A 24,225-nucleotide genomic window follows, 5' to 3' on the forward strand; every position below is an offset into this window, starting at 1 on the left:
GGCGTTCTGCCCCGTATCGGTGACGCACAGCCCACGCTCAGTCCAAACCTCTCCGCGGTCGCTCGAATGGGTGATCCGTTTCACGCTCGGCGGGAGGCGGTCAACCGGGCGTGGTCGGCTCGATAGCATCAAGCACCGGCCCGGACGGGGGACGGTAGTCGCCCCCTGAGCCCGTGTCCGCCCTGGGGCATCCCGTCCGCCGGTCGACGCAGCCGGAGGTGCCCATGAGTGCGGAGGCCACGAACCCCGCGACCCCAGGCCCGGTCACGGACCCCGTGCTCGGCCCCGCGGCCGGCCAGGCCGCCCGCCGCAAGGCCCGCCCCCGTCTCGACCTGCGCCGTCTCGGCCGGGCCGCGCTGCTGGGCTCACCCGGACGCGACCGGCTGCCGGACGCGATCGGCCATGTCGTGGACGCCCATCGCGCCCACCACCCCGACGCCGACCTCGAAACCCTGCGCCGCGCCTACGTCCTGGCCGAGTCCTCGCACCGCGGCCAGATGCGCAAGAGCGGCGAGCCCTACATCACCCATCCCCTCGCGGTGACCCTGATCCTCGCCGAACTCGGCGCGGAGACCGTGACTTTGACCGCCTCCCTGCTCCACGACACCGTCGAGGACACGGATGTGACGCTCACCCAGGTCGGCGAGCAGTTCGGCGAGGAGGTCCGCTACCTGGTCGACGGCGTCACCAAGCTGGAGAAGGTCGACTACGGAGCCGCCGCCGAGCCCGAGACCTTCCGCAAGATGCTGGTCGCCACCGGCAACGACGTCCGGGTGATGTCGATCAAACTCGCCGACCGCCTGCACAACATGCGCACCCTCGGCGTGATGCGTCCCGAGAAGCAGGCACGTATCGCCAAGGTCACCCGGGACGTCCTCATCCCCCTCGCCGAACGCCTCGGCGTCCAGGCCCTCAAGACCGAACTGGAGGACCTGGTCTTCGCGATCCTCCACCCCGAGGAGTACGACCACACCCGCGCGCTGATCGGGGAGAACGCCAGCCGTGCCGCCGACCCGCTCACCGAGGTCGTGGACGAGGTCCGTACGGTCCTCCAGGACGCCGACATCACCGCCGAAGTCCTGGTCCGGCCGCGCCACTTCGTCTCTGTGCACCGGGTCTCCCGCAAACGCGGCCAACTGCGGGGTGCCGACTTCGGGCGGGTCCTGGTCCTGGTCGCCGAGGACGCCGACTGCTACGCCGTCCTGGGCGAGCTGCACACCTGTCTGACGCCGGTCGTCTCGGAGTTCAAGGACTTCATCGCCGTACCCAAGTTCAACCTCTACCAGTCGCTGCACACCGCCGTGGCCCGGCCCGACGGACAGGTCGTGGAAGTCCTCATCCGGACCCACCAGATGCACCAGGTCGCCGAGGCCGGAGTGGTCGCCCTGGGCAACCCCTACGCGCCCGGCACCGAGGAGTTCCCGGCCGAGGGCGAGCGCATCGACCCCACCCGCCCCGGCTGGCTCTCCCGGCTCCTGGACTGGCAGCGCGCCGCGCCCGACCCCGACACCTTCTGGTCCACCCTGCGCGAGGACCTCGCCCAGGACCGAGAGATCACCGTCTTCCGCCCCGACGGCGGCACCCTCGGCCTCCCCGAGGGCGCCACCTGCGTGGACGCCGCCTACGCCCAGTACGGGGAGGACGCGCACGCCTGCATCGGCGCCAGCGTCAACGGGCGCCTCGCCACGCTCAGCACGGTCCTCCGGGACGGCGACACCGTCCAGCTCCTCATGGGCCAGGACCCCGCCTCCGAACCGTCCCGCGAGTGGCTGGACCACGCCCACACCCCCGCCGCCAGGATCGCCATCCAGCGCTGGCTGGCGACCCACCCGACACCGTCCGACACGCCGGGAACGGACGGGGAAGAGGGCACCCAGGGACCCCCGGAAACCGGTGCTGCCACCGGGCCGGGGACAGGCGCACCCTCCGTAGCCACCCCGCAGTCGGCCAGTGCCCGCCCCGCCGCCAACATCGTCCTCGACCCGCCCGGCGCGAGCGTACGGCTCGCAGGGTGCTGTACGCCCGTACCGCCCGACGCGGTCACGGGCTTCGCCGTCCGCGGGGGAGTGGTGACCGTGCACCGCGCGGAGTGCGCCGCGGTGGCCCGGATGAAGAACGCGGGGCGCGCGGAGATCGATGTGCGCTGGGGCGAGTCCAGCGAGTGCCGGGTGACGCTCGTCGCCGAATCGTTCGTCCGCCCGCATCTGCTGGCCGATCTCACCGAGGCGATGGCCGTGGAGGGCGCCGAGATCGTCTCCGCGACGGTCGAGCCGCCCAGCCAGCAGCGCGTCCGCCATACGTACACCGTCCAGCTCCCCGATGCCTCCCGGCTGCCGTCCCTCATGCGCGCGATGCGCAATGTGCCGGGCGTGTTCGACGTGAACCGGGCGCGACACGCCGCCGCGGCCTCCTGAACGGGGCTCCTGGGGGCGGGTTTCCGGGGCGGCGTACCAGGGTCCGGTCTCCCCGGGAGCGCCCCTCCCCACATCACCCCCGTTCGGGTGGGCCCGGCGCGCGTCCTCCCCCGCGGGCGCCCGCCCTGCTGGTAGCGGTGGTCCATGCCGCACAGTTCCCGCATCCCCCGCCCGCCCCGTGCCCGCCGTCGGCCGAGGCCGGTCGTGTCCGCCCTGCTGGCGTCGGCCGTCTCCGTCTGCCTGGTCGCGGCGAGCGCCCCGGCGGCCCCCCTGGGCGTCGGCGACCGGCTCTTCCCGTACCTGGGCAACCCGGGATACGACGTGGCCTCGTACGACCTGTCCTTCGTCTACGGCGGCAGCAACAGCGAGCCGCTGCAGGCCGTCACGACCATCGACGCCTGGACGACGACCCGGCTGGACACGGTCAACCTGGACTTCACCCACGGCGATGTCCGGTCGGTCACGGTCGACGGTGTCCCGGCGGCCTTCACCAGCGCTGGCGAAGACCTGGTGATCACCCCGGAGGACCGGCTCGGCGCGGGGGAGTGGATGCGGATCACCGTGCGGCACACCAGCGACCCCAGGCCCGACCCCGACCGTGACGGCGGCTGGGTGCGCACCGCCGACGGACTCGCCATGGCCAACCAGGCGGACGTCGCCCACACGGTCTTCCCGTGCAACGACCACCCCTCCGACAAGGCCCTGTTCACCATCCGCGTCACCGCCCCGAACGGCTACACCGCCGTCGCCAACGGCCTCCCCGCGGGCGTGGACCGCGCAGGCGACACGATCACCCGGACCTACCGCACCCGGCATCCCATGGCCACCGAACTCGCCCAGGTCTCCATCGGCCGCTCCACCGTCCTGCACCGCACCGGCCCGCACGACCTGCCGATCCGCGACGTGATCCCCACCCAGTACCGCGAACAGCTCGAACCCTGGCTGAAGAAGACCCCCGCCCAGATCTCCTGGATGGAGGACCGGGTCGGCCCCTACCCCTTCGAGACGTACGGGCTCCTCATGGCGGACGCCGCCACCGGCTTCGAACTGGAGACCCAGACCCTCTCCCTCTTCGAACGCGGCCTCTTCATGGAGCCCGCCTACCCCGAGTGGTACGTCGACTCGATCATGGTCCATGAGCTGGCCCACCAGTGGTTCGGCGACAGCGTCTCCCCGCGCGCGTGGTCCGACCTCTGGCTCAACGAGGGACACGCCACCTGGTACGAGTCCCTCTACGCCGAGGAGCGCGCGGGCCGTACGCTCCAGGCGCGCATGAAGGCCGCGTACGCCGCCTCCGACCGCTGGCGGGCCTCCGGCGGCCCCCCGGGCGCCCCCAAGGTGCCCGCCCCCGGTGACAAGATCGGCATCTTCCGCCCCAACGTCTACGACGGTGCCGCACTGGTCCTCTACGCCCTCCGCCAGGAGATCGGCACCCCCGCCTTCGACCGCCTGCAACGCGTCTGGGTCACCCGGCACAAGGACGGTGTGGCCGGCACCCGCGACTTCATCGACCTGGCCTCCGACCTCGCCGGACGCGACCTGGACGGCTTCTTCCAGGGCTGGCTCCACGCCGAGAGGACCCCACCGATGCCGGGCCACCCGGACTGGAAGTCCACGGCCCTGGAGAAGAAGCTCGCCTCCGCCGGATGACGGGCCCGCCTGCGCGCGATGACGGCGGCTCTCTCCGCTGGATAACACAGTGACGAGACGAGGCGGCCCGTGAGACCATCATCAGGTCGGCGACACGGTCCGGATCCACCAGGGCACGGCCCGGATCCACCGGAACAACAGGATCCACCGGAGTAAAACGCCCTGGCCGCGGGAATCTCCCGAAGGTCCCGTGCGTTGAACACATTGACGGGCCGGGCTCCGCAGCCCCGCCTCCACCCCGTCGCCGTCCCACGGAACCCATCGACGTAAGGATCAAATGACCTCCTCTTCATCCCCTTCCCAGGACGCCCAGCGCCCCGCGCACAGCTACTCCGACGGTCTTCGGGCCGATGCCCTGATGGAAGAGGACGTCGCCTGGAGCCACGAGATCGACAGCGAGCGCGACGGCGACCAGCTGGAGCGTTCCGACCGCGCGGCCCTGCGCCGTGTGGTGGGCCTCTCCACCGAGCTGGAGGACGTCACCGAGGTCGAGTACCGCCAGCTCCGTCTGGAGCGGGTCGTCCTCGTCGGCGTCTGGACCTCGGGGACCCTCTACGACGCCGAGAACTCCCTCGCCGAGCTGGCCGCCCTCGCGGAGACCGCGGGCGCGGTGGTGCTCGACGGAGTGATCCAGCGCCGCGACAAGCCCGACGCCGCCACCTACATCGGTTCCGGCAAGGCCGAGGAGCTGCGTGATGTCGTCCTCGAATCCGGCGCCGACACGGTCGTCTGCGACGGTGAGCTGAGCCCCGGCCAGCTGATCCACCTCGAAGACGTCGTCAAGGTCAAGGTCATCGACCGTACGGCCCTGATCCTGGACATCTTCGCCCAGCACGCCAAGTCCCGAGAGGGCAAGGCACAGGTCGCGCTCGCGCAGATGCAGTACATGCTGCCGCGCCTGCGGGGCTGGGGTCAGTCGCTGTCCCGGCAGATGGGCGGCGGCAAGGGCGGCGGCCTCGCCACCCGTGGCCCCGGTGAGACCAAGATCGAGACGGACCGGCGGCGGATCCGCGAGAAGATGGCGAAGATGCGCCGGGAGATCGCGGAGATGAAGACCGGGCGCGACATCAAGCGCCAGGAGCGCCGCCGCAACAAGGTGCCCTCGGTCGCCATCGCCGGCTACACCAACGCGGGCAAGTCCTCGCTGCTCAACCGCCTCACCGGCGCGGGAGTCCTGGTCGAGAACGCGCTGTTCGCGACCCTCGACCCGACCGTGCGCCGGGCCGAGACCCCGAGCGGCAGGCACTACACCCTGGCGGACACCGTCGGCTTCGTCCGGCATCTGCCGCACCACCTGGTCGAGGCGTTCCGCTCCACCATGGAGGAGGTCGGCGACGCCGATCTGATCCTCCATGTGGTGGACGGCTCGCACCCGGTCCCGGAGGAGCAGCTCGCCGCCGTACGCGAGGTGATCAGGGACGTCGGCGCCACCGGCGTACCCGAGATCGTCGTGATCAACAAGGCCGACGCCGCCGACCCGCTGGTCCTTCAGCGGCTGCTCCGCGTCGAGAAGCGCGCACTCCCGGTCTCCGCCCGCACGGGCGAGGGCATCGCCGAGCTGATCGCGCTGATCGACAACGAGCTGCCCCGGCCGTCCGTCGAGATCGAGGCCCTGGTGCCCTACACCCACGGCAAGCTGGTCGCCCGCGCCCATGACGAGGGCGAGATCCTCTCCGAGGAGCACACCGCGGACGGCACCCTGCTGAAGGTACGGGTCCACGAGGAACTCGCGGCCGAACTGACGCCGTACGTCCCGACCCCGGCGGTCTGACCCCGTCAGCAGCCACAGAGAAGGCCCGCCCCCGGTGTGGGGGCGGGCCTCGCTCATGCCGCCGATAGTCGGCCGCTGTGGGGCGCGCGCGGAACTCCCCGGTGGACCTCAGGCACCCTGAGGGAGCGCGCAGAGCCGCATGAACCTCGGCGCCGAGCCGCAGATCCAGGCAACCCCGTCCACCCCATCACCGACCCCAGACCGGGGACCGGGGGCGGGGGATCGCCATGAACCCGCGGCCTCGTACGGCATCGCCTTCGCTACTGCCCGGCGAACTTCTCACTCACCGCGTCGAACACACCCTTGGCCTCCTCGCCCAGCCGCGGCCCGGCCAGCCATCCGGCGGTCACCGGACCGATCGACGTGTTGGAGACCAGCGCGGGCTCACCGCCGGAACCGGTCGCCACCCAGCCACCGCCCGACGAACCGCCCGTCATGGTGCACCCGATCCGATACATCGTCGGGTCCGTCTCCGTGATCGACAGCCGCCCCGGCTTGTCCTCGCACTGATACAGCGCCTGCCCGTCGAACGGCGCCGCCGCCGGATACCCCGTCGCCGTCATGCTCTCCATCTCCGGCACCGCCGGAGCCTCGAAGTCCACCGGCAGCGCCGCCCCCACGGTCTCCTCCAGCGAAGTGCCCCCGGCACCCTCCTCCGGCGTCACATGGATCACCGCGAAGTCGTACGCCGCACCGTCACCACCGGTCGGCCCGCCCTGCTCGATCCACTGGTCCGACGTCTGCACCCAGTCCGCCCACCAGACACCGTACGGAGCGACCTCCTCCTCGGTGGCGGTCTCCAACTGCTGGGCCGTCATCGCCGAGTCGTTGTACGACGGCACGAACGCGATGTTCCGGTACCAGCCCCCGCTCTTACCGGCGTGCACACAGTGCCCCGCCGTCCAGACCATGTTGGACTTGCCGGGGTTCGCCGGGTCCTGCACCACCGTCGCCGAACAGACCATCGTGCCCTCGGGGGAGTCGAACAGCAGCTTCCCGGCCTCCGGCACACTGTCGTGGTACTGCGCTGGCACGGCCTGCGCCTCCACCGGCTCGGGCGTCGGATCGGTCACCCCTTGGTCACCGGAGATGTCGTTCTCCTCGACCCCCTGGTCCGGCTCCTCCGCGTCCCGCATCCGGTCCGGGTCCCACAGGCCCTCGATGATCGGGTTGATGAACTCGTCGGCCTCGCGCAGCCAGTCGTCCCGGTTCCAGTTCTTCCACTCCCCGTCCCGCCAGGAGTCGAGGTCTATCCCGTAGTCCTTGAGCCGGTCCTTGATGTCGTCCGGGATCTGGATCTTGTCGTCACCGGCCGCCGCCGTGGCCGACGCGGCGGCATCGTCCGCCGAGGTCCCGCCCGACCCGCCGCACGCCGTCGCCGTCAGCCCCAGCGCCGACACCAGCGCCACCGCGGCCAGCACCGGCGACGTTCTGCGCCGCGAACGGTTCCCCCGACGAGCGATGAACGATGGCCGAATGGATCGCATGGTGTTACTCCCCCTGATATGAACGGATTTCGGCCCAACAGCGGTGACCTAGGCAAAGCCCCCCATGGAACTCCGCGCCCCGACCGCCCGGCCCTTGGGAACGGCCCCCCACACTATGCCGTCGCTGTGGGGGACTTCCGACGGATCGGCAACGGTTCGGCCACAGGCTCCCTGACCAGCGGGGCAGCCCCCAGCGCTCACGGTCCCCGCATCACGGGGATGCAGCGGCGACGCGTAACTCCACGCGGGGTGGGCTGTTGGGAGTGTTGGCGTCAGCGTCGGTGTGGGTGGGCGTCCGCGCCCAACTGCGCGAATGCGTTGGCGCCAGCCCTTGGCCGGGGTGAGCGGGTTGAGTTCCGGCCAGGCCCGGTCCCGTGCCCCGGACGGGGCTCTCGGCAACAGGTAGGGGGAGTCCCAACAACCCCCTACCCCCACTCGAACAGCGGGAGAGCGGAAGGAAAACGACTACAACCACCCCCCCCGGCCACGCCGCCCACCGCGCCACCGACCCGCAGCACCTACGCCGTCGCCCCGCCGATCGGTCCCGCCCGCCCCGGCGGCTCTCCGCACCGCCCTGGAATCCGGCGCCCCTTCCACATCACCAACGGACGGCCGGCTCCGACCCCCGCACCCGGTCAGCCCTCCCCACCCCTCTCATCGCACAAGCCCCTCCGCGCACCCCAATTCCGTGCAACCCCATCCCACTCACCCTCACCAAACCAAACCCACCCGCAAGGACCGCAGTGACCAGCACCCCACCCCCGCCCTCCTCGCCCTCGGTTCCGCATGCCTCCGTCCCCCACCAGCACCACGCCCCTCACCCTCCCGAACAACTCGGCGCCGCCACCCCCGACCTCCTGGACCACCCCGACCCCTACACCGCCGCCCAATCCGCCGCCATCGAGAACCTCCTCCGCTGCTGGGCCCGAGAGACCAACCTCGCCGCCCCCACCGACGGCACCCTCCGTATCTCCCTCCCCACCACCGGCACGACCCTCCTGATCCCGGTCCACTACTGGTCCCCGACAGGCCACCACCGCTTCGGCCCGCCCCACCTGACCACCCCCTCGCCCACTCCACCGACACCGCTCCCACCCCTCGACGCGATCACCCTCGCCGCACTCCTGGCCCGAGAGGCCCACCACACCTCACCCGCCCCCATCCCTCAAGCCCTGCCCATCCCCCCAATCACCGCCCCTCCAGCCGACCCACCCACCAAGCCACAAACGGTCACCAGGCCGCAAACGCCCACCGACCCCGCCCCGCCCACCCCGGGGGCCCACCCCACCCCCAACACCCCACCACCCCTCACCACTTCCCTCGCCGCCTCCACCGACCTGGTCACCCGCGTCGCCGACTCCCTGCGCCGAACCGCCACCTTCCTCACGGAGCGCCGGGGCCACCCAACCGACACCTCCGACCTGTTCCTCTCCGCAGAGCAGGCCCTCCTCCTCGGCCACCCCCTGCACCCCACCCCGAAGAGCCGCAAGGGACTCACCGAAACCGAAGCCCGCCTCTACTCCCCGGAACTCCGAGGCCGATTCCGCCTCCACTGGCTGTCCGTCGCCCCCTCCGTCCTTGTCACCGACTCGGCATGGACCGAGCGAGGCCGCTCCGTCCGCGCCGCCCTCCTCACCGCACGTCTCGCCGGACCGGATCTGCCTCTGCCCAACACCCACACAGCCCTGCCCGTGCACCCCTGGCAACTGCGCGAGCTACTCCATCGACCGGACATCGCCGCTCTCCTCGACGCCGGACTTCTACGCGACCTCGGCCCGCACGGGCCGACCTGGCATCCCACCTCCTCGGTCCGCACCGTCTACCGTCCCGGTGCCTCCGCCATGCTCAAGCTGTCCCTCGCCCTCCGCATCACCAACTCCCGTCGCGAGAACCTCCGTAAGGAACTCCACCGAGGCGTCGAGGTACACCGCCTCCTCCGCACCGGCCTCGCACAGCAATGGCATGCCGCCCACCCGGGCTTCGACATCGTCCGCGACCCGGCCTGGCTGGCGGTCGACACCCCGGACGGCCACCCCGTACGGGGGCTGGACACAGTGATCCGCCACAACCCCTTCCGCCCCACGGACGACGTCTCCTGTATCGCCGGCCTCGTAGCGCCCCGCCCACTCGAAGCGACTGCAAAGCCCGCCGCCAAGCCGACGCCTCCCATCCATCCGTCACGTCTCGCCGCCGTGATCACGGCCCTCGCCACCCGCACCGACCGACCCCGTGGCGCCGTAGCCGCCGAGTGGTTCCTGCGCTACCTGGAACAGGTCGTCCGGCCCGTTCTCTGGCTGGACGCCGAGGCCGGCATCGCCCTCGAAGCCCACCAGCAGAACACCCTGCTCCTCCTGGACCGGCACGGTTGGCCCGTAGGCGGTCGCTACCGCGACAACCAGGGCTACTACTTCCGCGCATCGCGCCGCCCGGACCTCGCCGCCCGGCTCCCCGGCATCGGGGACCACAGCGACACGTTCGTCTCCGACGAGGTCACCGACGAGCGCTTCGCCTACTACCTCGCGATCAACAACGTGTTCGGTCTCATCGGCGCCTTCGGAGCCCAGCGGCTGGCCGACGAACATCTCCTCCTCGCAGCCTTCCGCCGGTTCCTTGAGGACGTCTCCTCAGGCCCGGCCCGCCTCCGCACCTCGCTGCCCACCCTTCTGCTCGACGCCCCAGCCCTGCGCTGCAAGGCCAACCTCCTCACCCGCCTGCACGGCTTGGACGAACTCATCGGCCCGGTCGACACCCAGTCCGTCTACGTCACCATCACCAACCCCCTCCACACCTGAACCCCACGGATCGCGCCTTACCCTCCGCCACCACTGCCTCCGCCACCGTCTCTGGCTCCCTCCCATCCCCGAGAAAGCGGCCCTCACCTCGCAACGGAAAGGCGCCCCCCATGCACCCAACGAACCCTACGGACCCCACGCACCTCGCCGAGACCGGAACGGCCACCACCGCACCCCTCCCACTCCCACCCGCCAAGCCCGAACCATTCGACCCTGATCACCGCTCCCTCCTCGACTACATCCCTTCCTGGAACCCCACCATCACCACCCCCTTCGGCCCCTTCCATCTGGTCCCCGTCCACCTCACCCGCGACCTCTCGGTGATCAGCCGCTGGATGAACGACCCCGCAGTCGCCGCCTTCTGGGAACTGGCCGGCCCCCAGTCCGTCGCCGAGGCGCACCTCAGCGCGCAGCAGAGCGGCGACGGTCGCAGCGTCCCCTGCCTCGGACTGCTGGGCGACGGCGAGCCGATGAGTTACTGGGAGATCTACCGTGCCGACCTGGATCCATTGGCCGGCCACTACCCGGCTCGCCCGCACGACACCGGTATCCACGTCCTCATCGGCGGCACTGCCGACCGAGGGCGCGGACTGGGCAGCTGTCTCCTTCGGGCCGTGGCCGATCTCGTCCTCGACCATCGACCGAACTGCGCACGCGTCGTAGCCGAACCCGACATCCGCAACACCCCCTCCGTCTCCGCCTTCCTGACCGCCGGATTTCGGTTCGCCGCCGAGATCGAGCTGCCCGGCAAGCGAGCGGCGCTCATGATCCGCGACCGATCCCTGCGTGATCTGCTGTAGCGCTGTGCCACAACATCATCACTTTTGGTACACCGCTCGCCGCGATTCGGTTCCCACCTCCCGCAAGCCCACGCCCCGCGCCCCCAACCCCGCATCCCCACTCCGCAACCGCACCCCGCAACCCCACCCCCAAAGCCCACGCCCCCGTACCCCGCACCCCCAAGCCCCGCGCTCCCTCCATCCCCCCTGCCCCTAGCCCCCCACTCCCCACCCCTCTCCCCCGTCCTCACCCCTTTGTCAGTCCCGAGCCGTAGGGTGGTCGCCCTATGACAAAGCCCTCTCTCCCCGATCTCCTGCACGCCGCCGTCACAGCTGTCGGTGGCACGGAGCGCCCCGGCCAGGCGACCATGGCCGAAGCCGTCGCGGATGTCATCGACGGCGGCTCGCATCTGCTGGTACAGGCCGGCACAGGCACCGGAAAGTCCCTCGGATATCTGGTGCCCGCGCTCGCCCACGGGGAGAGAGTCGTCGTCGCGACCGCGACGCTCGCCCTGCAACGCCAGCTCGTCGAGCGCGACCTGCCGCGCACGGTGGACGCGTTGCATCCGCTGCTCCGGCGCCGCCCGGAGTTCGCCATGCTCAAGGGCCGGTCGAACTACCTCTGTCTGCACCGGCTCCACGAGGGCGTGCCGCAGGACGAGGAAGAGGGCCTGTTCGATCAGTTCGAGGCCGCGGCTCCGACCAGCAAACTGGGCCAGGACCTGCTGCGCCTGCGCGACTGGGCGGACGGGACCGAGAATGGCGACCGGGACGATCTGACCCCTGGAGTGTCCGATCGCGCCTGGTCACAGGTGTCGGTCTCCTCCCGCGAGTGCCTGGGCGCGACCAAGTGCGCGTACGGCGCCGAGTGCTTCGCCGAGATGGCCCGGGAACGCGCCAAGCTGGCCGAGGTCGTCGTCACCAATCACGCGCTGCTGGCGATCGACGCGATCGAGGGGGCCCCGGTCCTGCCGCAGCACGAGGTGCTGATCGTCGACGAGGCGCACGAACTGGTCTCGCGGGTCACGGGTGTCGCCACCGGTGAGCTCACGCCGGGACAGGTCAACCGCGCGGTGCGCCGCGCCGCGAAGCTCGCCAATGAGAAGGCCGCCGACCAGTTGCAGACCGCCTCCGAGGGCTTCGAGCGGCTCATGGAGCTGGCCCTGCCGGGCCGCCTGGAGGAGATCCCCGAGGATCTCGCCTACGCCCTCATGGCGCTGCGAGACGCCTGCCGTACGGTGATCTCCGCGATCGGCGCGACCCGGGACAAGTCCGTCCAGGACGAGGACGCGGTCCGCAAACAGGCGCTGGCGTCGCTGGAGAGCGTCCACGACGTGGCGGAGCGGGTGGCCAACGGTTCGGAATGGGACGTCGTCTGGTACGAGCGGCACGACCGCTTCGGGGCGTCCCTACGCGTCGCGCCGATGTCCGTCTCCGGTCTGCTGCGGGAGAAGCTCTTCTCGGACCGTTCGGTGATTCTCACCTCCGCGACGCTGAAGCTGGGCGGCGATTTCAATGGCGTGGGCGCCTCCCTGGGGCTGGCGCCGGAGGGTACCGAGGGCGACGACCTCCCGCAGTGGAAGGGCGTCGATGTCGGCTCGCCCTTCGACTATCCCAAGCAGGGCATCCTCTACGTCGCCAAGCATCTGTCCCGCCCCGCGCGGGACGGCGACCGGGCCGACATGCTGGACGAGCTGACGGAGCTGATCCAGGCCGCCGGCGGGCGCACGCTCGGCCTGTTCTCCTCGATGCGGGCCGCGCAGCTCGCGGCGGAGGATCTGCGCACCCGTATCCCGGAGTACCCGATCCTGCTCCAGGGCGAGGAGACGCTCGGCGAGTTGATCAAGAACTTCGCCGCCGACCCCAGGACCTGCCTCTTCGGCACGCTGTCGCTCTGGCAGGGCGTGGACGTCCCCGGGGCCAGCTGCCAGCTGGTGGTCATGGACAAGATCCCGTTCCCGCGTCCCGACGACCCGCTGATGAGCGCCCGCCAGAAGGCCGTGGAGGAGGCGGGCGGGAACGGCTTCATGGCGGTCGCCGCGACCCATGCGGCGCTGCTCATGGCACAGGGCGCCGGCCGTCTCGTCCGCGCGACCGGGGACCGTGGCGTGGTCGCCGTACTCGACCAGCGGCTGGCGACGGCCCGCTACGGGAACTATCTGAAGGCGTCACTGCCCGACTTCTGGTACACCACGGACCGTAACCAGGTCAGGCGATCACTGGCCGCGATCGACGCTTCGGCCCGCGAGAAGGAGGAGGCCGGGTAAAAGCGCTGCTGAGGGGGCCGGTTATGCTGCCCCGCGGCCACATCGCGGGGCAGCATAACCGGCGCAAAGTCGGCGACTGTCCGGCGCATGGCGGGGGTATGTGGCGTCGGGTCCGGTGACCCGTGGTGTCGGATCCGGTGACCCCACGTAACGGCCCACGTCGTGCCGCCCAAGCCGCGCCCGTAATCCACCGTAGCCAACCGTGACCCACCGCGACAGCGGCCACTCGGCCGAGGCCGATGCGGCCACCCAGGCCAGGCCCCCGTAACCGCTCAGCGAGGAGGCCCCCGCAGCGGACAGCACAGGGCCCCGGAACCGGCGCAGGGGTTCCGGGGCCCGGTCAGGGAAGCGGGGTGACGTGCCCGCTCGCCGCGGCGCTCAGACGCGGCGCAGTACGGCGACGACCTTGCCGAGGATGGTCGCGTCGTCGCCGGGGATCGGCTCGTACGCGGCGTTGTGCGGGAGCAGCCAGACATGGCCGTCCTCGCGCTTGAAGCGCTTCACGGTGGCCTCGCCGTCGAGCATGGCGGCGACGATGTCGCCGTTCTCGGCGACCGGCTGGCGGCGGACGGTCACCCAGTCCCCGTCGCAGATCGCGGCCTCGATCATGGAGTCGCCGACGACCTTCAGCACGAACAGCTCACCGTCGCCGACCAACTGTCGGGGGAGGGGGAAGACGTCCTCGACCGACTCCTCCGCGAGGATCGGGCCACCGGCGGCGATCCGGCCGACCAGCGGCACGTACGACGCGGCGGGCTTGCCCGCGGTGTCCGTGGGCTGCACGGACGTGGCCTGGTCGGAGCCGCGTACCTCGTACGCGCGCGGGCGGTGGGGATCGCGGCGCAGGAAGCCCTTCCGCTCCAGTGCCATCAGCTGGTGTGCCACGGACGAGGTGCTGGACAGGCCGACCGCCTGGCCGATCTCCCGCATGGACGGCGGGTAGCCGCGGCGCTGCACCGAGTCCCGGATGACCTCGATCACCCGGCGCTGCCGGTCGGTCAGGCCCGAGCTGTCCGCCCGGATGCCTGGAGGTCGGCCCGGTAGGGAGCGCTTGTGCCCCTCGGGATGCGTGGCTTCGTTCATCGCGTGCACCGGCTCAAGTCGGCCCTGGGAGCGGTCCTGGGCGGTGATGGTGGCACTGTCTGCGGTCGTGGTCACGTCGGCCCCTCTCGATGGTCTCCCTGCTGGACAACGGTAGTTGCTTTCGAAAGGTTGCGCCAAACACACGTTCGAGTGAAAAAACGCGATCCTTCTGTCGTGATCTTCTCTCGGGGTGTATGGCCGACGTGCTTCCGGCAGGTGAAGGGGCGCACTGTTGTACTGTTCTGCGCCGGGGTGGGGCCCTTGTGGGGTCGCCCCAGTCTGCCAGCCGGTGTCCCGCCCGGCAGGGCGCGGGTCTCCACCCGTGCGAGAGTCCCACGCCGCCTCCCTGCGGCGCCCACGGTATCTCCCCATGCCCCCTCCGGGGTACGGAGCGGCACAGGTGTGTCCTGCCGGGCGTTACCGGACACCCGTGTCGGGGCGCTTCCGGCGACGGTGCGGAGCGGTACGGTCACGCGGCAGATCGGGTCGGGCGTGCGACACGCGGTACGGCGTGTATGTATGCGCCAATCCCCACATCTAGTGGTTGGATTGCATCAGCGGCCCAGAAGTTGTGGTCCCCCGGGTCTTCAGGTCCGGGACGATCGCCTATGCTGGTGCCTGCTTCGAGGGGCCCGAGCGGTCTCCTGGGGCTATTGAGTTCTGCTGCGAGGAGGGTTGGGAGATCATGCACTGCCCCTTCTGCCGGCATCCCGACAGCCGCGTCGTCGACAGCCGTACGACCGACGACGGTACGTCGATCCGCAGGCGCCGCCAGTGCCCTGACTGCTCCCGTCGTTTCACGACCGTGGAGACATGCTCGCTCATGGTGGTCAAGCGGTCCGGAGTCACCGAGCCTTTCAGTCGTACCAAGGTCATCAACGGTGTGCGCAAGGCATGCCAGGGGCGGCCTGTCACCGAGGACGCACTCGCCCAGCTCGGCCAGCGGGTCGAGGAGGCGGTGCGGGCCACCGGGAGTGCCGAGCTGACCACCCATGACGTGGGTCTGGCCATACTCGGCCCCCTTCAGGAACTGGATCTCGTCGCCTATCTGCGTTTCGCCTCCGTCTACCGGGCCTTCGACTCGCTCGACGACTTCGAGGCGGCCATCGCGGAACTCAGGGAGACGAGGCCCCCCGCCGCGGGCGACGAGGCCCGCGACGACGGACAAGGCGCTGTCACGGGGAGCCGGGAAGATCATCGCGGGCCCGGTGGGACCAGGCAGGTCCCCGAGCCCGTCCACGCCGCCGACTGACCGGAGAAGGGCCGGTACCGGACCGCGGCGGATGGCGGGACCGGGCCGTACGGCGGCGAATCGAATCACCTGTTGCGGGCGGAGCCTGGGCCTGCCCGCAGTACCAGACAGAACACCGTGCCACGGGAACAACGGGGCACTTCAGGGCGTTTTCGCCCGTACAGGGAGGCGGCATGACAGAGACGACGAGCGGTCCGGCACGAGGTTCCCGGGCAAAGGGTGCCAAGGCCAGCAAGGGACTGCGTATCGAGCGCATCCACACCACCCCTGGAGTGCACCCGTACGACGAGGTGGAATGGGAGCGTCGTGACGTCGTCATGACCAACTGGCGCGACGGCTCGGTCAATTTCGAGCAGCGCGGCGTGGAGTTCCCCGGCTCCTGGTCGGTGAACGCGGTCAACATCGTCACCAGCAAGTACTTCCGGGGTGCCGTCGGCACCCCGCAGCGTGAGACCAGCCTCAAGCAGCTGATCGACCGCATCGTGAAGACGTATCGGAAGGCCGGCGAGGACTACAAGTACTTCGCCTCGCCCGCCGACGCCGAGATCTTCGAGCACGAGCTGGCGTACGCCCTCCTGCACCAGATCTTCAGCTTCAACAGCCCCGTCTGGTTCAACGTGGGCACGCCCCAGCCGCAACAGGTCTCCGCCTGCTTCATCCTGTCCGTCGACGACTCCATGGAGTCGATCCTCGACTGGTACAAGGAAGAGGGCATGATCTTCAAGGGCGGCTCCGGCGCCGGCCTGAACCTCTCCCGGATCCGTTCCTCCAAGGAACTGCTCTCCTCCGGAGGCAACGCTTCCGGCCCGGTCTCCTTCATGCGCGGTGCCGACGCCTCCGCGGGAACGATCAAGTCCGGTGGCGCCACCCGGCGCGCCGCCAAGATGGTCATCCTCGACGTCGACCACCCCGACATCGAGGACTTCATCGAGACCAAGGTCAAGGAGGAGGAGAAGATCCGCGCCCTGCGCGACGCGGGCTTCGACATGGACCTGGGCGGCGACGACATCACGTCCGTCCAGTACCAGAACGCCAACAACTCGGTCCGGGTGAACGACGAGTTCATGACGGCCGTCGAGAACGGCGAGACCTTCGGTCTGCGGGCCCGGATGACCGGCGAGATCATCGAGAAGGTCGACGCCAAGACCCTCTTCCGCAAGATGGCCGAGGCCGCCTGGGCCTGCGCCGACCCGGGCATCCAGTACGACGACACCATCAACCACTGGCACACGTGCCCGGAATCGGGCCGGATCAACGGCTCGAACCCGTGCAGCGAGTACATGCACCTGGACAACACGTCCTGCAACCTGGCCTCGCTGAACCTGATGAAGTTCCTCAAGGACGACGGCAAGGGCAGCCAGTCCTTCGAGGCCGAGCGCTTCGCCAAGGTCGTCGAGCTGGTCATCACCGCGATGGACATCTCCATCTCCTTCGCCGACTTCCCCACCCAGAAGATCGGCGAGAACACCCGCGCGTTCCGCCAGCTCGGCATCGGCTACGCCAACCTCGGCGCCCTGCTGATGGCGACCGGCCACGCGTACGACTCCGACGGCGGCCGGGCCCTGGCCGGTGCCGTCACCTCGCTGATGACAGGCACGGCCTACCGCCGCTCCGCCGAGCTCGCCACGGTCGTGGGCGCCTACGACGGCTACGCGCGCAACGCCGACGCCCACAACCGCGTCATGAAGCAGCACGCCGACGCCAATGGCCAGGCCCTCCGCGTGCACGACCTCGACACGCCGGTCTGGGCCGCCGCCACCGAGGCGTGGCAGGACGTGCTGCGGCTGGGTGAGAAGAACGGTTTCCGTAACGCGCAGGCGTCCGTCATCGCCCCGACCGGCACCATCGGTCTGGCGATGTCCTGCGACACCACCGGCCTGGAGCCCGACCTCGCGCTGGTCAAGTTCAAGAAGCTGGTCGGCGGCGGCTCCATGCAGATCGTCAATGGCACCGTTCCGCAGGCCCTGCGCCGCCTGGGCTACCAGGAGGAGCAGATCGAGGCGATCGTCGCCCACATCGCCGACCACGGCAATGTGATCGACGCCCCGGGGCTGCGACTCGAACACTACGAGGTGTTCGACTGCGCCATGGGCGAGCGGACCATCTCCCCGATGGGCCACGTCCGCATGATGGCCGCCATCCAGCCGTGGATCTCCGGCGCCCTGTCCAAGACGGTCAACATGCCGGAGACGGCGACCGTCGAGGAGGTCGAGGAGATCTACTTCGAGGCGTGGAAGCTGGGCATCAAGGCCCTCGCCATCTACCGCGACAACTGCAAGGTCGGCCAGCCCCTCTCCGCCAAGAAGAAGGAGCCGGAGACCAAGGCCGTCGCGGCCCCCGTCTCCGCCGAGCAGCCCAAGGTGGAGAAGGTCGTCGAGTACCGGCCGGTCCGCAAGCGGCTTCCCAAGGGCCGCCCCGGGATCACCACGTCCTTCACGGTCGGTGGCGCCGAGGGCTACATGACCGCCAATTCCTACCCGGACGACGGTCTCGGTGAGGTCTTCCTGAAGATGTCCAAGCAGGGCTCGACCCTCGCGGGCATGATGGACGCCTTCTCCATCGCCGTCTCGGTCGGCCTCCAGTACGGCGTGCCCCTGGAGACCTACGTCTCGAAGTTCACCAACATGCGCTTCGAGCCGGCCGGGATGACGGACGACCCCGATGTCCGGATGGCCCAGTCGATCGTCGACTACATCTTCCGCCGCCTGGCGCTCGACTTCCTCCCCTTCGAGACGCGCTCCGCGCTCGGCATCCACTCCGCCGAGGAGCGCCAGCGCCACCTGGAGACGGGTTCGTACGAGCCCCTGGACGACGATGTCGATGTCGAGGGCCTCGCCCAGTCGGCGCCGCGGGCCCAAGAACTCAAGGCCGTCGCCGCGCCGAAGGCCAGTACGGAGGAGGAGGCCCGTCCCGCCCCGCGGCAGGCCCACACCAGCGCGGAACTGGTGGAGATGCAGCTCGGCATCCAGGCTGACGCCCCGCTGTGCTTCTCCTGCGGCACCAAGATGCAGCGGGCCGGGTCCTGCTACATCTGTGAGGGATGCGGGTCCACCAGCGGTTGCAGCTGAGGCCTCTCGGCGGTGCGCCGGGCACCCTGCCCGGCGCGCACGCCGGAGAGGTGAAGCGTGAGGAGGGGCGTCGGCGTCAGGTCGGCGCCCCTCCCGCCTGTCACGCGCCGGGTGCGCATCCGGCGTCGTGCGCGCTGAGCCTGCTTCCCGGTTCCCTGGTCCGGGTGCGCAGGGGGCGCCCCGGCGCACGGAACCGGGCCGGAACCCCTCCTGCGGGTGAGGAGCACCGGCGGTGCGGATCAGGAACGAGCGGTGGCACCCATGGCACTGGTGAAGGACGTGGGGTCGTCCTCGTATCCATGAACGCCCGGGTAGAAGTCCCAGGTTCCCGAGTCGGTGCGCAGGAATTCCCCGACCGTCGCCGCCGTCGCTCCGAGCACACCGCCAAAGTCGTCGGCCGCCAGATCGGTGTATCCCTCACGGATGCGCAGCTTGGGATTGCCGACGCTGACGAAGGTCCGGCGGTCCGGGCGCTGCTGGATGATGACACCCACCACCACGCGCGCGTAGCGCGGGTCCAGGCGCTCGAACTCGACCGTCAGGACCTCGTCCCAGCCGAAGCCCTTGCCGTCCTTGCTGTCCCGGTTGAGTGTGATCGTTCCGTCGGGGGAGCGCCTGTCGAAGTGCACGAGATAGGCGGGCTCACCCTGTGGATCACTCGTCAGATAGGTCGCCGCCACCAGGTCGAGATCGGTCGGCGGCTGCCCCGACGGACTCGGATCCCACTTGACCGCGATCTCGGCCTTGCGGATGCCCTTGGTGAGGTCGTTCACCGGTTGTGCCCCTTCCCCGTACATATCCACCCCGAACTGCCCCGTGGGCAGGGCCGGTTGTCCATCCTGCCACGCGGAGGCGGGCGCACGCGCGTATGCGCTCCCACCGACCGTGACCCGCGGCACCTCCCGGGCCGTACGATGGCGCGGTGCTGGTCAAGTGGATTCGCTGCACCGTGGTGGACCGCCGGGGGTTCGAGCGGGGACAGCGAAAGTGGGCGGGGCTTCCGGGTGAACCCGGATTCCGGGGGCAGGGCGGCGGCTGGAGCCGCGTGCGGCCCTCGGTGGCGCATATCTTCACCTTCTGGGAATCCCGCGCCTTCTACGACTCCTTCATGGCCCGCTCGCACGACCGGCTCGCGGCGGCCCAGTCCGGCACCTTCAAGGACGCCCAGGTCAGGCTGTTCGACTACCGCTTCGATGTGAAGACCGGCTTCGAACCCCGCTTCGTCGACGCCGACCTCATCCGCGTCGCCCTGTGCCGCGTCCGCGAGGAGCGCGTCGAGAACTTCACCCTCATGCAGGAGAAGGTCTGGAACCCCGCCATGGCCGGCTCGCCCGGCATGATCCGCGGACTGTTCGCCGAGGCCCCTGGGCACGAGTTCCTGGTGCTGTCCATGTGGCAGTCCGCCGCCGAGCACGGCAAGTACCGCACCGAGCGCATCGAACGCCTGGCCCTGCGCGCCCAGACCGAGGCGGACATCGCCGCGCTCACCGGGGACATCGTCGAAATGGAACCGTCCTGGACGGTGTGACCACGGCCCGTACGAGGCACCCTGGGAGGGGTGTCCGGGAAGACCGGCACCGCGCGCGGAGCGCCTTACGCGTGGCGGCCTCCGACCATTGATGCCGGCGGCCCGCAGTGGGGAGATTGTGTGACCTACGCCGTATGGAGCCCCCACGACCGCCCGGTATCGCGTCCTCCGATCTAGGGTTTCGGCATGGCACGACCACGGCGCATCGTCCTTGTCCGCCACGGGGAGTCAACGGGCAATGTTGATGACACCGTGTACGAGCGTGAACCCGACCACGCCCTCGCCCTGACCGAACGGGGCTGGCGGCAGGCGGAGGAGGCCGGAAAGGGGCTGCGCGAGCAGTTCGGCCGCGAGCGGGTGAGCGTGTACGTCTCCCCGTACCGCCGTACGCACGAAACCCTGCGCGCCTTCCATCTCGACCCCGAGCTGATACGCGTCCGGGAGGAGCCCCGGCTCCGCGAACAGGACTGGGGCAACTGGCAGGACCGCGACGACGTACGCCTCCAGAAGACGTACCGGGACGCCTACGGCCACTTCTTCTACCGCTTCGCCCAGGGCGAGAGCGGCGCCGATGTGTACGACCGGGTCGGCGGCTTCCTGGAGAGCCTCTACCGCAGCTTCGAGGCGCCCGACCATCCGCCGAACGTGCTCCTGGTGACCCACGGGCTGGCCATGCGCCTGTTCTGCATGCGCTGGTTCCACTGGACGGTCGCGGAATTCGAGTCCCTGTCGAATCCCGGGAACGGTGAGGTGCGGATGCTCGTTCTCGGACATGACGGCAGGTACACCCTGGACCGGCCGTTCGAGCGCTGGCGGGATCCGGAGTGGTACGGGATCGGTGGATAGCGGCTTCGGTGGTGGTTTCGCTCGTCGTGGGGGTCGGATGGCCGGGTGGGGGTCCGTCGGTCCTGGTGGCAGGGCAGGCCACCTGATGATGATCAAGTCGGCGGTCGATGACCGGCCGACCCGGTGATGACGGTAGCGAGGATGCAAGGCCGTCACCCTCCGCACAGTGCTGGATCCGCCGGTGACGAATTAGAGTGGCTGAGCGATGACCTTCGACTCCCTTGACCTCTCTCCCGACGACTTCTCTCCTGACGGCCGCCTCAATCGCGCGCTGGCCAGCTTGCGCGGATTGGCTGTGGGCGACGCGCTCGGCTCGCAGTTCTTCGTCCCGGTGAACCATCCGCTGCTCAAGCGCCGCGAACTGCCCGAGGGCATCTGGCAGTGGACCGACGACACCGAGATGGCCTGCTCCGTCGTCACCGTTCTCGCCGCGCACGGACGGATCGAGCAGGACGCGCTGGCCGCCTCCTTCGCCGCGCGCCATGACTTCGACCGCGGGTACGGCCCCGCCGTCAACCGGCTGCTGCGCCTGGTCCGGGAGGGCGGCGACTGGCGCGAGCTGTCGGCCGCGCTGTTCAACGGACAGGGGTCCTGGGGCAACGGCGCCGCGATGCGGATCGCACCGCTGGGTGCCTGGTACGCCGACGACCCCGAGCAGGCCACCCACCAGGCCGAGATCTCCGCCTATCCGACGCACCAGCACCGTGAGGCCGTGGTCGGCGCCATGGCGGTCGCCGCCGCAGCCGCCCTGGCCGGTTCCCCCGGCGGGCCGCCCAGCGCCGGTGCGCTTCTCGACGCGGTCGTCGCCCTGATCCCCAGAAGCGCGGTCGGCGCCGGACTGCGCCGCGCCCGCGACATGCTCGACTACGACGACGCGGCGACCGTCGCCGCCGTACTGGGCTGCGGACGGCGTACGACGGCCCATGACACCGTCCCCTTCGCCCTCTGGTCCGCCGCGCGCGCCCTCGGCGACTACGAGCGTGCCTTCTGGACGACCGCGCAGGTCGGCGGCGATGTCGATACGACCTGCGCCATCGTGGGTGGCGTGCTGGCCGCGAGCGGGACGGGGCGACCGCCGGTCGGCTGGGGCGAGCGGGTGGAGGCGTTGCCGGAGTGGGTGCCGAGGGGTGCTTAGACGGGGCAGCCCGTCCGCTTAGGGGGAGAACTAGCTGGTCACCAGTCCGGCCGGGCCCATGCCGGGGCGCGCGGTTGTCTGTCGGGGGGTGCGGGGGCCGTTCGCTCCCCGACGCCGTCGTTGAAACTCTCTGTGCGTGGCGGGAACTCTCCGTGACCGGTCGCGCGTTCCCACTACAGCTGCCGCGTGACGAGTGCGTACGCGGGGGGGTGCGAGGGGCACAGGGGGTGAGCGTGGTGGGTGCGTTGGTGTCATGGGGCGGATCTGGGCTGCTGCCCGTGACCCTTGCCGTGCTGACCGCCGTATGGGTCGGTGCCCGGTGGCGGAGGGAGCGAGGCCGGTCGGCGGGCGGGCGGCACACCCCCGTGATGCCTCCCGCCCACCTCCGGCCCGCAGCCACTGCCGTCCACCGGCCGTGGCTCGTCAGTGCCCGTTCCTCCTCAGCCCACCATCGCCCCCGGCGAGCCCGAGAGCGTCTCCAGATCGGCCTTGCGGACCTTGATCACGAACCAGGCCGCCACAAGAGCGAGCCCCGCCATGGCCGCGGCCGGGACGAAGCCCATGGAGATGCCATGGGCGAGCACCTCGTGCCCCCAGGGCGCGGGCAGCTCCTGGGTCCGGGTGAACTCCGCCTTCTGCTCCGCGGTGCCGTTGGCGAGGAAGTCCGGCAGTTGTTTCTCGGCCTCGTTCTTGGTCGCCGTACCGAACACGGTGGTGAGGATCGACAGTCCGAGCGAGCCGCCCACCTGCTGGGTGACATTGAGCAGCCCGGACGCCGCTCCCGCCTCCTGAGGGGCCACCCCGGAGACAGCCGTCACGGTCGCGGTCACGAAGATCAGGCCCATGCCGAAGCCGAACACCAGCATCGGTCCGAGCACCCCACCGGCATAGGAGCTGTCGGGGCTGATGAAGGTCAGCCAGATAAGGCCGATGACCACCAGCGACGAGCCCGAGACCAGGAACGGCTTGGGGCCGAGCGTCGGCAGCAGCCGCTGCGACAACCCCGCGCCCACCGCGATCGCGACGGTGACCGGCAGGAAGGCCAGACCGGCGCTGATCGGGCTGTAGCCCAGCACGTTCTGGACGAAGAGCACGATGTAGAAAAACATCCCGAACATCGCCGCGGCCAGGCTCAGCATGATCAGGTAGGTGCCGGAGCGATTGCGGTCGGCGAACATCTTCAGCGGGGTGATCGGTTCCCGTGCCCGTGTCTCGATGAAGACGAAGGCCGACAGCAGGACCACGGAGGTGATGAAGGATTCCAGGGTGAGGCTGTCCTGCCAGCCCTCCTCGGCCGCCCGGATGAAGCCGTACACCAGGGAGGCCATGCCCACGGTGGACGTCAGCGCACCGGCGATGTCGAAGCGTCCGGGGTGCCGTTCGGACTCGCTGATGTAGAGCGGTGCGAGCACGGCGATGAGGACACCGATCGGCACATTGACGAAGAGCACCCAGCGCCAGTCCAGCCATTCGGTGAGCATGCCGCCCGCGAGCAGACCGATGGCCCCGCCACCTGCGGAGACGGCCGCGAAGACACCGAAGGCGCGATTTCGCTCCGGCCCTTCGGGGAACGTGGTGGTGATGAGGGCCAGCGATGTGGGCGATGCGATGGCGCCCCCCACGCCTTGCAGGGCCCGCGCGGCGAGCAGCTGCCAGGGTTCCTGGGCGAAGCCGCCGAGCAGCGAGGCGAAGGTGAACAGCAGGATCCCGGCCATGAAGACCCGGCGGCGGCCGAGGATGTCACCGGCGCGGGCGCCGAGCAGCAGCAGACCGCCGAACGTCAGGGTGTACGCGCTGACCACCCAGGTCAGCTCGGTGGTGCTGAAGGAGAGCGCATCCTGAATGTGGGGAAGCGCGATATTCACAATCGTCGCGTCGAGGACCACCATGAGCTGGCAGGCCGCGATGACGGTGAGCGCGATGCCGGGACGCCCTTCCCGGCGGGCCGCACCCGGTTCCTTGTTCTTGATCAACTGAGAGGTTGTCACTGTGGGTCCCCCAGAAACGCTTTAGTGAACGGTTGCGTTCACTGTCGGGCCAACCGTAGTGAGTCAGCCTTAGTGAACGCAACCGTTCTCTCAATTTGCCCTCGCGTGGTGTGTCCCCCTTCGATGCCACGTGGTGCGTCCCTGCCCCTCGGGTGGCGGCCGGTC

Annotated in this window: 15 protein-coding genes; 11 read left to right on the forward strand and 4 right to left on the reverse strand. The window is 70.0% G+C overall.

From position 1 onward, the window contains the following. Window positions 1–224 precede the first annotated feature (224 nt). The 3 genes from ABZX40_RS28545 (at window position 225) to hflX (ending at window position 5,835) form a co-directional block, all read left to right on the forward strand. Complete coding sequence (locus tag ABZX40_RS28545) at window positions 225–2,414, forward strand: HD domain-containing protein (protein WP_355744217.1); 2,190 nt, start codon at window positions 225–227, stop codon at window positions 2,412–2,414. A 144-nt stretch (window positions 2,415–2,558) separates the two neighbouring features. Then, entirely contained in the window at window positions 2,559–4,064 is a 1,506-nt protein-coding gene (locus tag ABZX40_RS28550; RefSeq protein ID WP_355744220.1) for a M1 family metallopeptidase, read from the forward strand. A 277-nt stretch (window positions 4,065–4,341) separates the two neighbouring features. After that, window positions 4,342–5,835, forward strand: a complete 1,494-nt coding sequence (gene hflX, locus ABZX40_RS28555; RefSeq protein ID WP_355744223.1) for a GTPase HflX — start codon at window positions 4,342–4,344, stop codon at window positions 5,833–5,835. A 260-nt stretch (window positions 5,836–6,095) separates the two neighbouring features. Here the strand turns inward: hflX and ABZX40_RS28560 are convergent, their stop codons facing one another. Continuing rightward, window positions 6,096–7,322, reverse strand: a complete 1,227-nt coding sequence (locus ABZX40_RS28560; protein WP_355744225.1) for a hypothetical protein — start codon at window positions 7,320–7,322, stop codon at window positions 6,096–6,098. Window positions 7,323–8,179: 857 nt separating this feature from the next. Here ABZX40_RS28560 and ABZX40_RS28565 point away from each other — a divergent pair. The 3 genes from ABZX40_RS28565 to ABZX40_RS28575 all read left to right on the forward strand — a co-directional run bounded on the left by ABZX40_RS28565 (window position 8,180) and on the right by ABZX40_RS28575 (window position 13,160). Next, complete coding sequence (locus ABZX40_RS28565) at window positions 8,180–10,114, forward strand: IucA/IucC family protein (RefSeq protein ID WP_355744428.1); 1,935 nt, start codon at window positions 8,180–8,182, stop codon at window positions 10,112–10,114. Beyond that, window positions 10,111–10,914, forward strand: coding sequence for a GNAT family N-acetyltransferase (locus ABZX40_RS28570; RefSeq protein ID WP_355744431.1), 804 nt, complete (start codon window positions 10,111–10,113; stop codon window positions 10,912–10,914). The genes ABZX40_RS28565 and ABZX40_RS28570 overlap by 4 nt, the downstream gene beginning before the upstream one ends. 266 nt (window positions 10,915–11,180) lie before the next feature. Continuing rightward, a complete protein-coding gene (locus ABZX40_RS28575; protein WP_355744228.1) occupies window positions 11,181–13,160 on the forward strand; it encodes an ATP-dependent DNA helicase in 1,980 nt (659 codons plus the stop codon). 378 nt (window positions 13,161–13,538) lie between these two features. On the opposite strand, the gene lexA is transcribed toward ABZX40_RS28575, so the two are convergent. Beyond that, window positions 13,539–14,318: a transcriptional repressor LexA gene (lexA, locus tag ABZX40_RS28580; RefSeq protein WP_355744231.1), complete on the reverse strand. Its 780-nt coding sequence runs from the start codon at window positions 14,316–14,318 to the stop codon at window positions 13,539–13,541. Between the two features lie 610 nt (window positions 14,319–14,928). Between lexA and nrdR the strand changes: the two genes are divergently transcribed. Then, window positions 14,929–15,495, forward strand: a complete 567-nt coding sequence (nrdR, locus tag ABZX40_RS28585; protein ID WP_355744233.1) for a transcriptional regulator NrdR — start codon at window positions 14,929–14,931, stop codon at window positions 15,493–15,495. Between the two features lie 173 nt (window positions 15,496–15,668). Next, the gene (locus ABZX40_RS28590; RefSeq protein WP_355744236.1) at window positions 15,669–18,563 is read left to right on the forward strand and encodes a vitamin B12-dependent ribonucleotide reductase; all 2,895 of its coding nucleotides are present in this window, start codon (window positions 15,669–15,671) and stop codon (window positions 18,561–18,563) included. Between the two features lie 239 nt (window positions 18,564–18,802). Here ABZX40_RS28590 and ABZX40_RS28595 read toward each other — a convergent pair whose 3' ends face one another. After that, window positions 18,803–19,336 carry a TerD family protein gene (locus ABZX40_RS28595; RefSeq protein ID WP_355744239.1) on the reverse strand — a complete coding sequence of 178 codons (534 nt, stop codon included), beginning with the start codon at window positions 19,334–19,336 and terminating at the stop codon, window positions 18,803–18,805. Window positions 19,337–19,485: 149 nt separating this feature from the next. Here ABZX40_RS28595 and ABZX40_RS28600 point away from each other — a divergent pair, with 149 nt between their 5' ends. The 3 genes from ABZX40_RS28600 (at window position 19,486) to ABZX40_RS28610 (ending at window position 22,072) form a co-directional block, all read left to right on the forward strand. Continuing rightward, window positions 19,486–20,091 carry a YdbC family protein gene (locus ABZX40_RS28600; RefSeq protein ID WP_355744242.1) on the forward strand — a complete coding sequence of 202 codons (606 nt, stop codon included), beginning with the start codon at window positions 19,486–19,488 and terminating at the stop codon, window positions 20,089–20,091. 186 nt (window positions 20,092–20,277) lie between these two features. Further along, the gene (locus ABZX40_RS28605; RefSeq protein ID WP_355744244.1) at window positions 20,278–20,937 is read left to right on the forward strand and encodes a histidine phosphatase family protein; all 660 of its coding nucleotides are present in this window, start codon (window positions 20,278–20,280) and stop codon (window positions 20,935–20,937) included. Between the two features lie 205 nt (window positions 20,938–21,142). After that, a complete protein-coding gene (locus ABZX40_RS28610; RefSeq protein ID WP_355744247.1) occupies window positions 21,143–22,072 on the forward strand; it encodes an ADP-ribosylglycohydrolase family protein in 930 nt (309 codons plus the stop codon). A gap of 440 nt (window positions 22,073–22,512) precedes the next feature. Here ABZX40_RS28610 and ABZX40_RS28615 read toward each other — a convergent pair whose 3' ends face one another. Continuing rightward, window positions 22,513–24,060 carry an MFS transporter gene (locus tag ABZX40_RS28615; protein ID WP_355744250.1) on the reverse strand — a complete coding sequence of 516 codons (1,548 nt, stop codon included), beginning with the start codon at window positions 24,058–24,060 and terminating at the stop codon, window positions 22,513–22,515. Between the last annotated feature and the right edge of the window lie 165 nt (window positions 24,061–24,225).

This window comes from Streptomyces sp. NPDC004610 (genome assembly GCF_040609715.1).
Lineage (GTDB): Bacteria > Actinomycetota > Actinomycetes > Streptomycetales > Streptomycetaceae > Streptomyces.

Bases quoted from the DNA above. Each gene is read 5' to 3' on its own strand.
- ABZX40_RS28545 (WP_355744217.1), top strand. From the start codon at position 225: ATGAGTGCGGAGGCCACGAACCCCGCGACCCCAGGCCCGGTCACGGAC.
- ABZX40_RS28550 (WP_355744220.1), top strand. From the start codon at position 2,559: ATGCCGCACAGTTCCCGCATCCCCCGCCCGCCCCGTGCCCGCCGTCGG.
- hflX (WP_355744223.1), top strand. From the start codon at position 4,342: ATGACCTCCTCTTCATCCCCTTCCCAGGACGCCCAGCGCCCCGCGCAC.
- ABZX40_RS28560 (WP_355744225.1), bottom strand. From the start codon at position 7,322: ATGCGATCCATTCGGCCATCGTTCATCGCTCGTCGGGGGAACCGTTCG.
- ABZX40_RS28575 (WP_355744228.1), top strand. From the start codon at position 11,181: ATGACAAAGCCCTCTCTCCCCGATCTCCTGCACGCCGCCGTCACAGCT.
- nrdR (WP_355744233.1), top strand. From the start codon at position 14,929: ATGCACTGCCCCTTCTGCCGGCATCCCGACAGCCGCGTCGTCGACAGC.
- ABZX40_RS28590 (WP_355744236.1), top strand. From the start codon at position 15,669: ATGACAGAGACGACGAGCGGTCCGGCACGAGGTTCCCGGGCAAAGGGT.
- ABZX40_RS28605 (WP_355744244.1), top strand. From the start codon at position 20,278: ATGGCACGACCACGGCGCATCGTCCTTGTCCGCCACGGGGAGTCAACG.
- ABZX40_RS28610 (WP_355744247.1), top strand. From the start codon at position 21,143: ATGACCTTCGACTCCCTTGACCTCTCTCCCGACGACTTCTCTCCTGAC.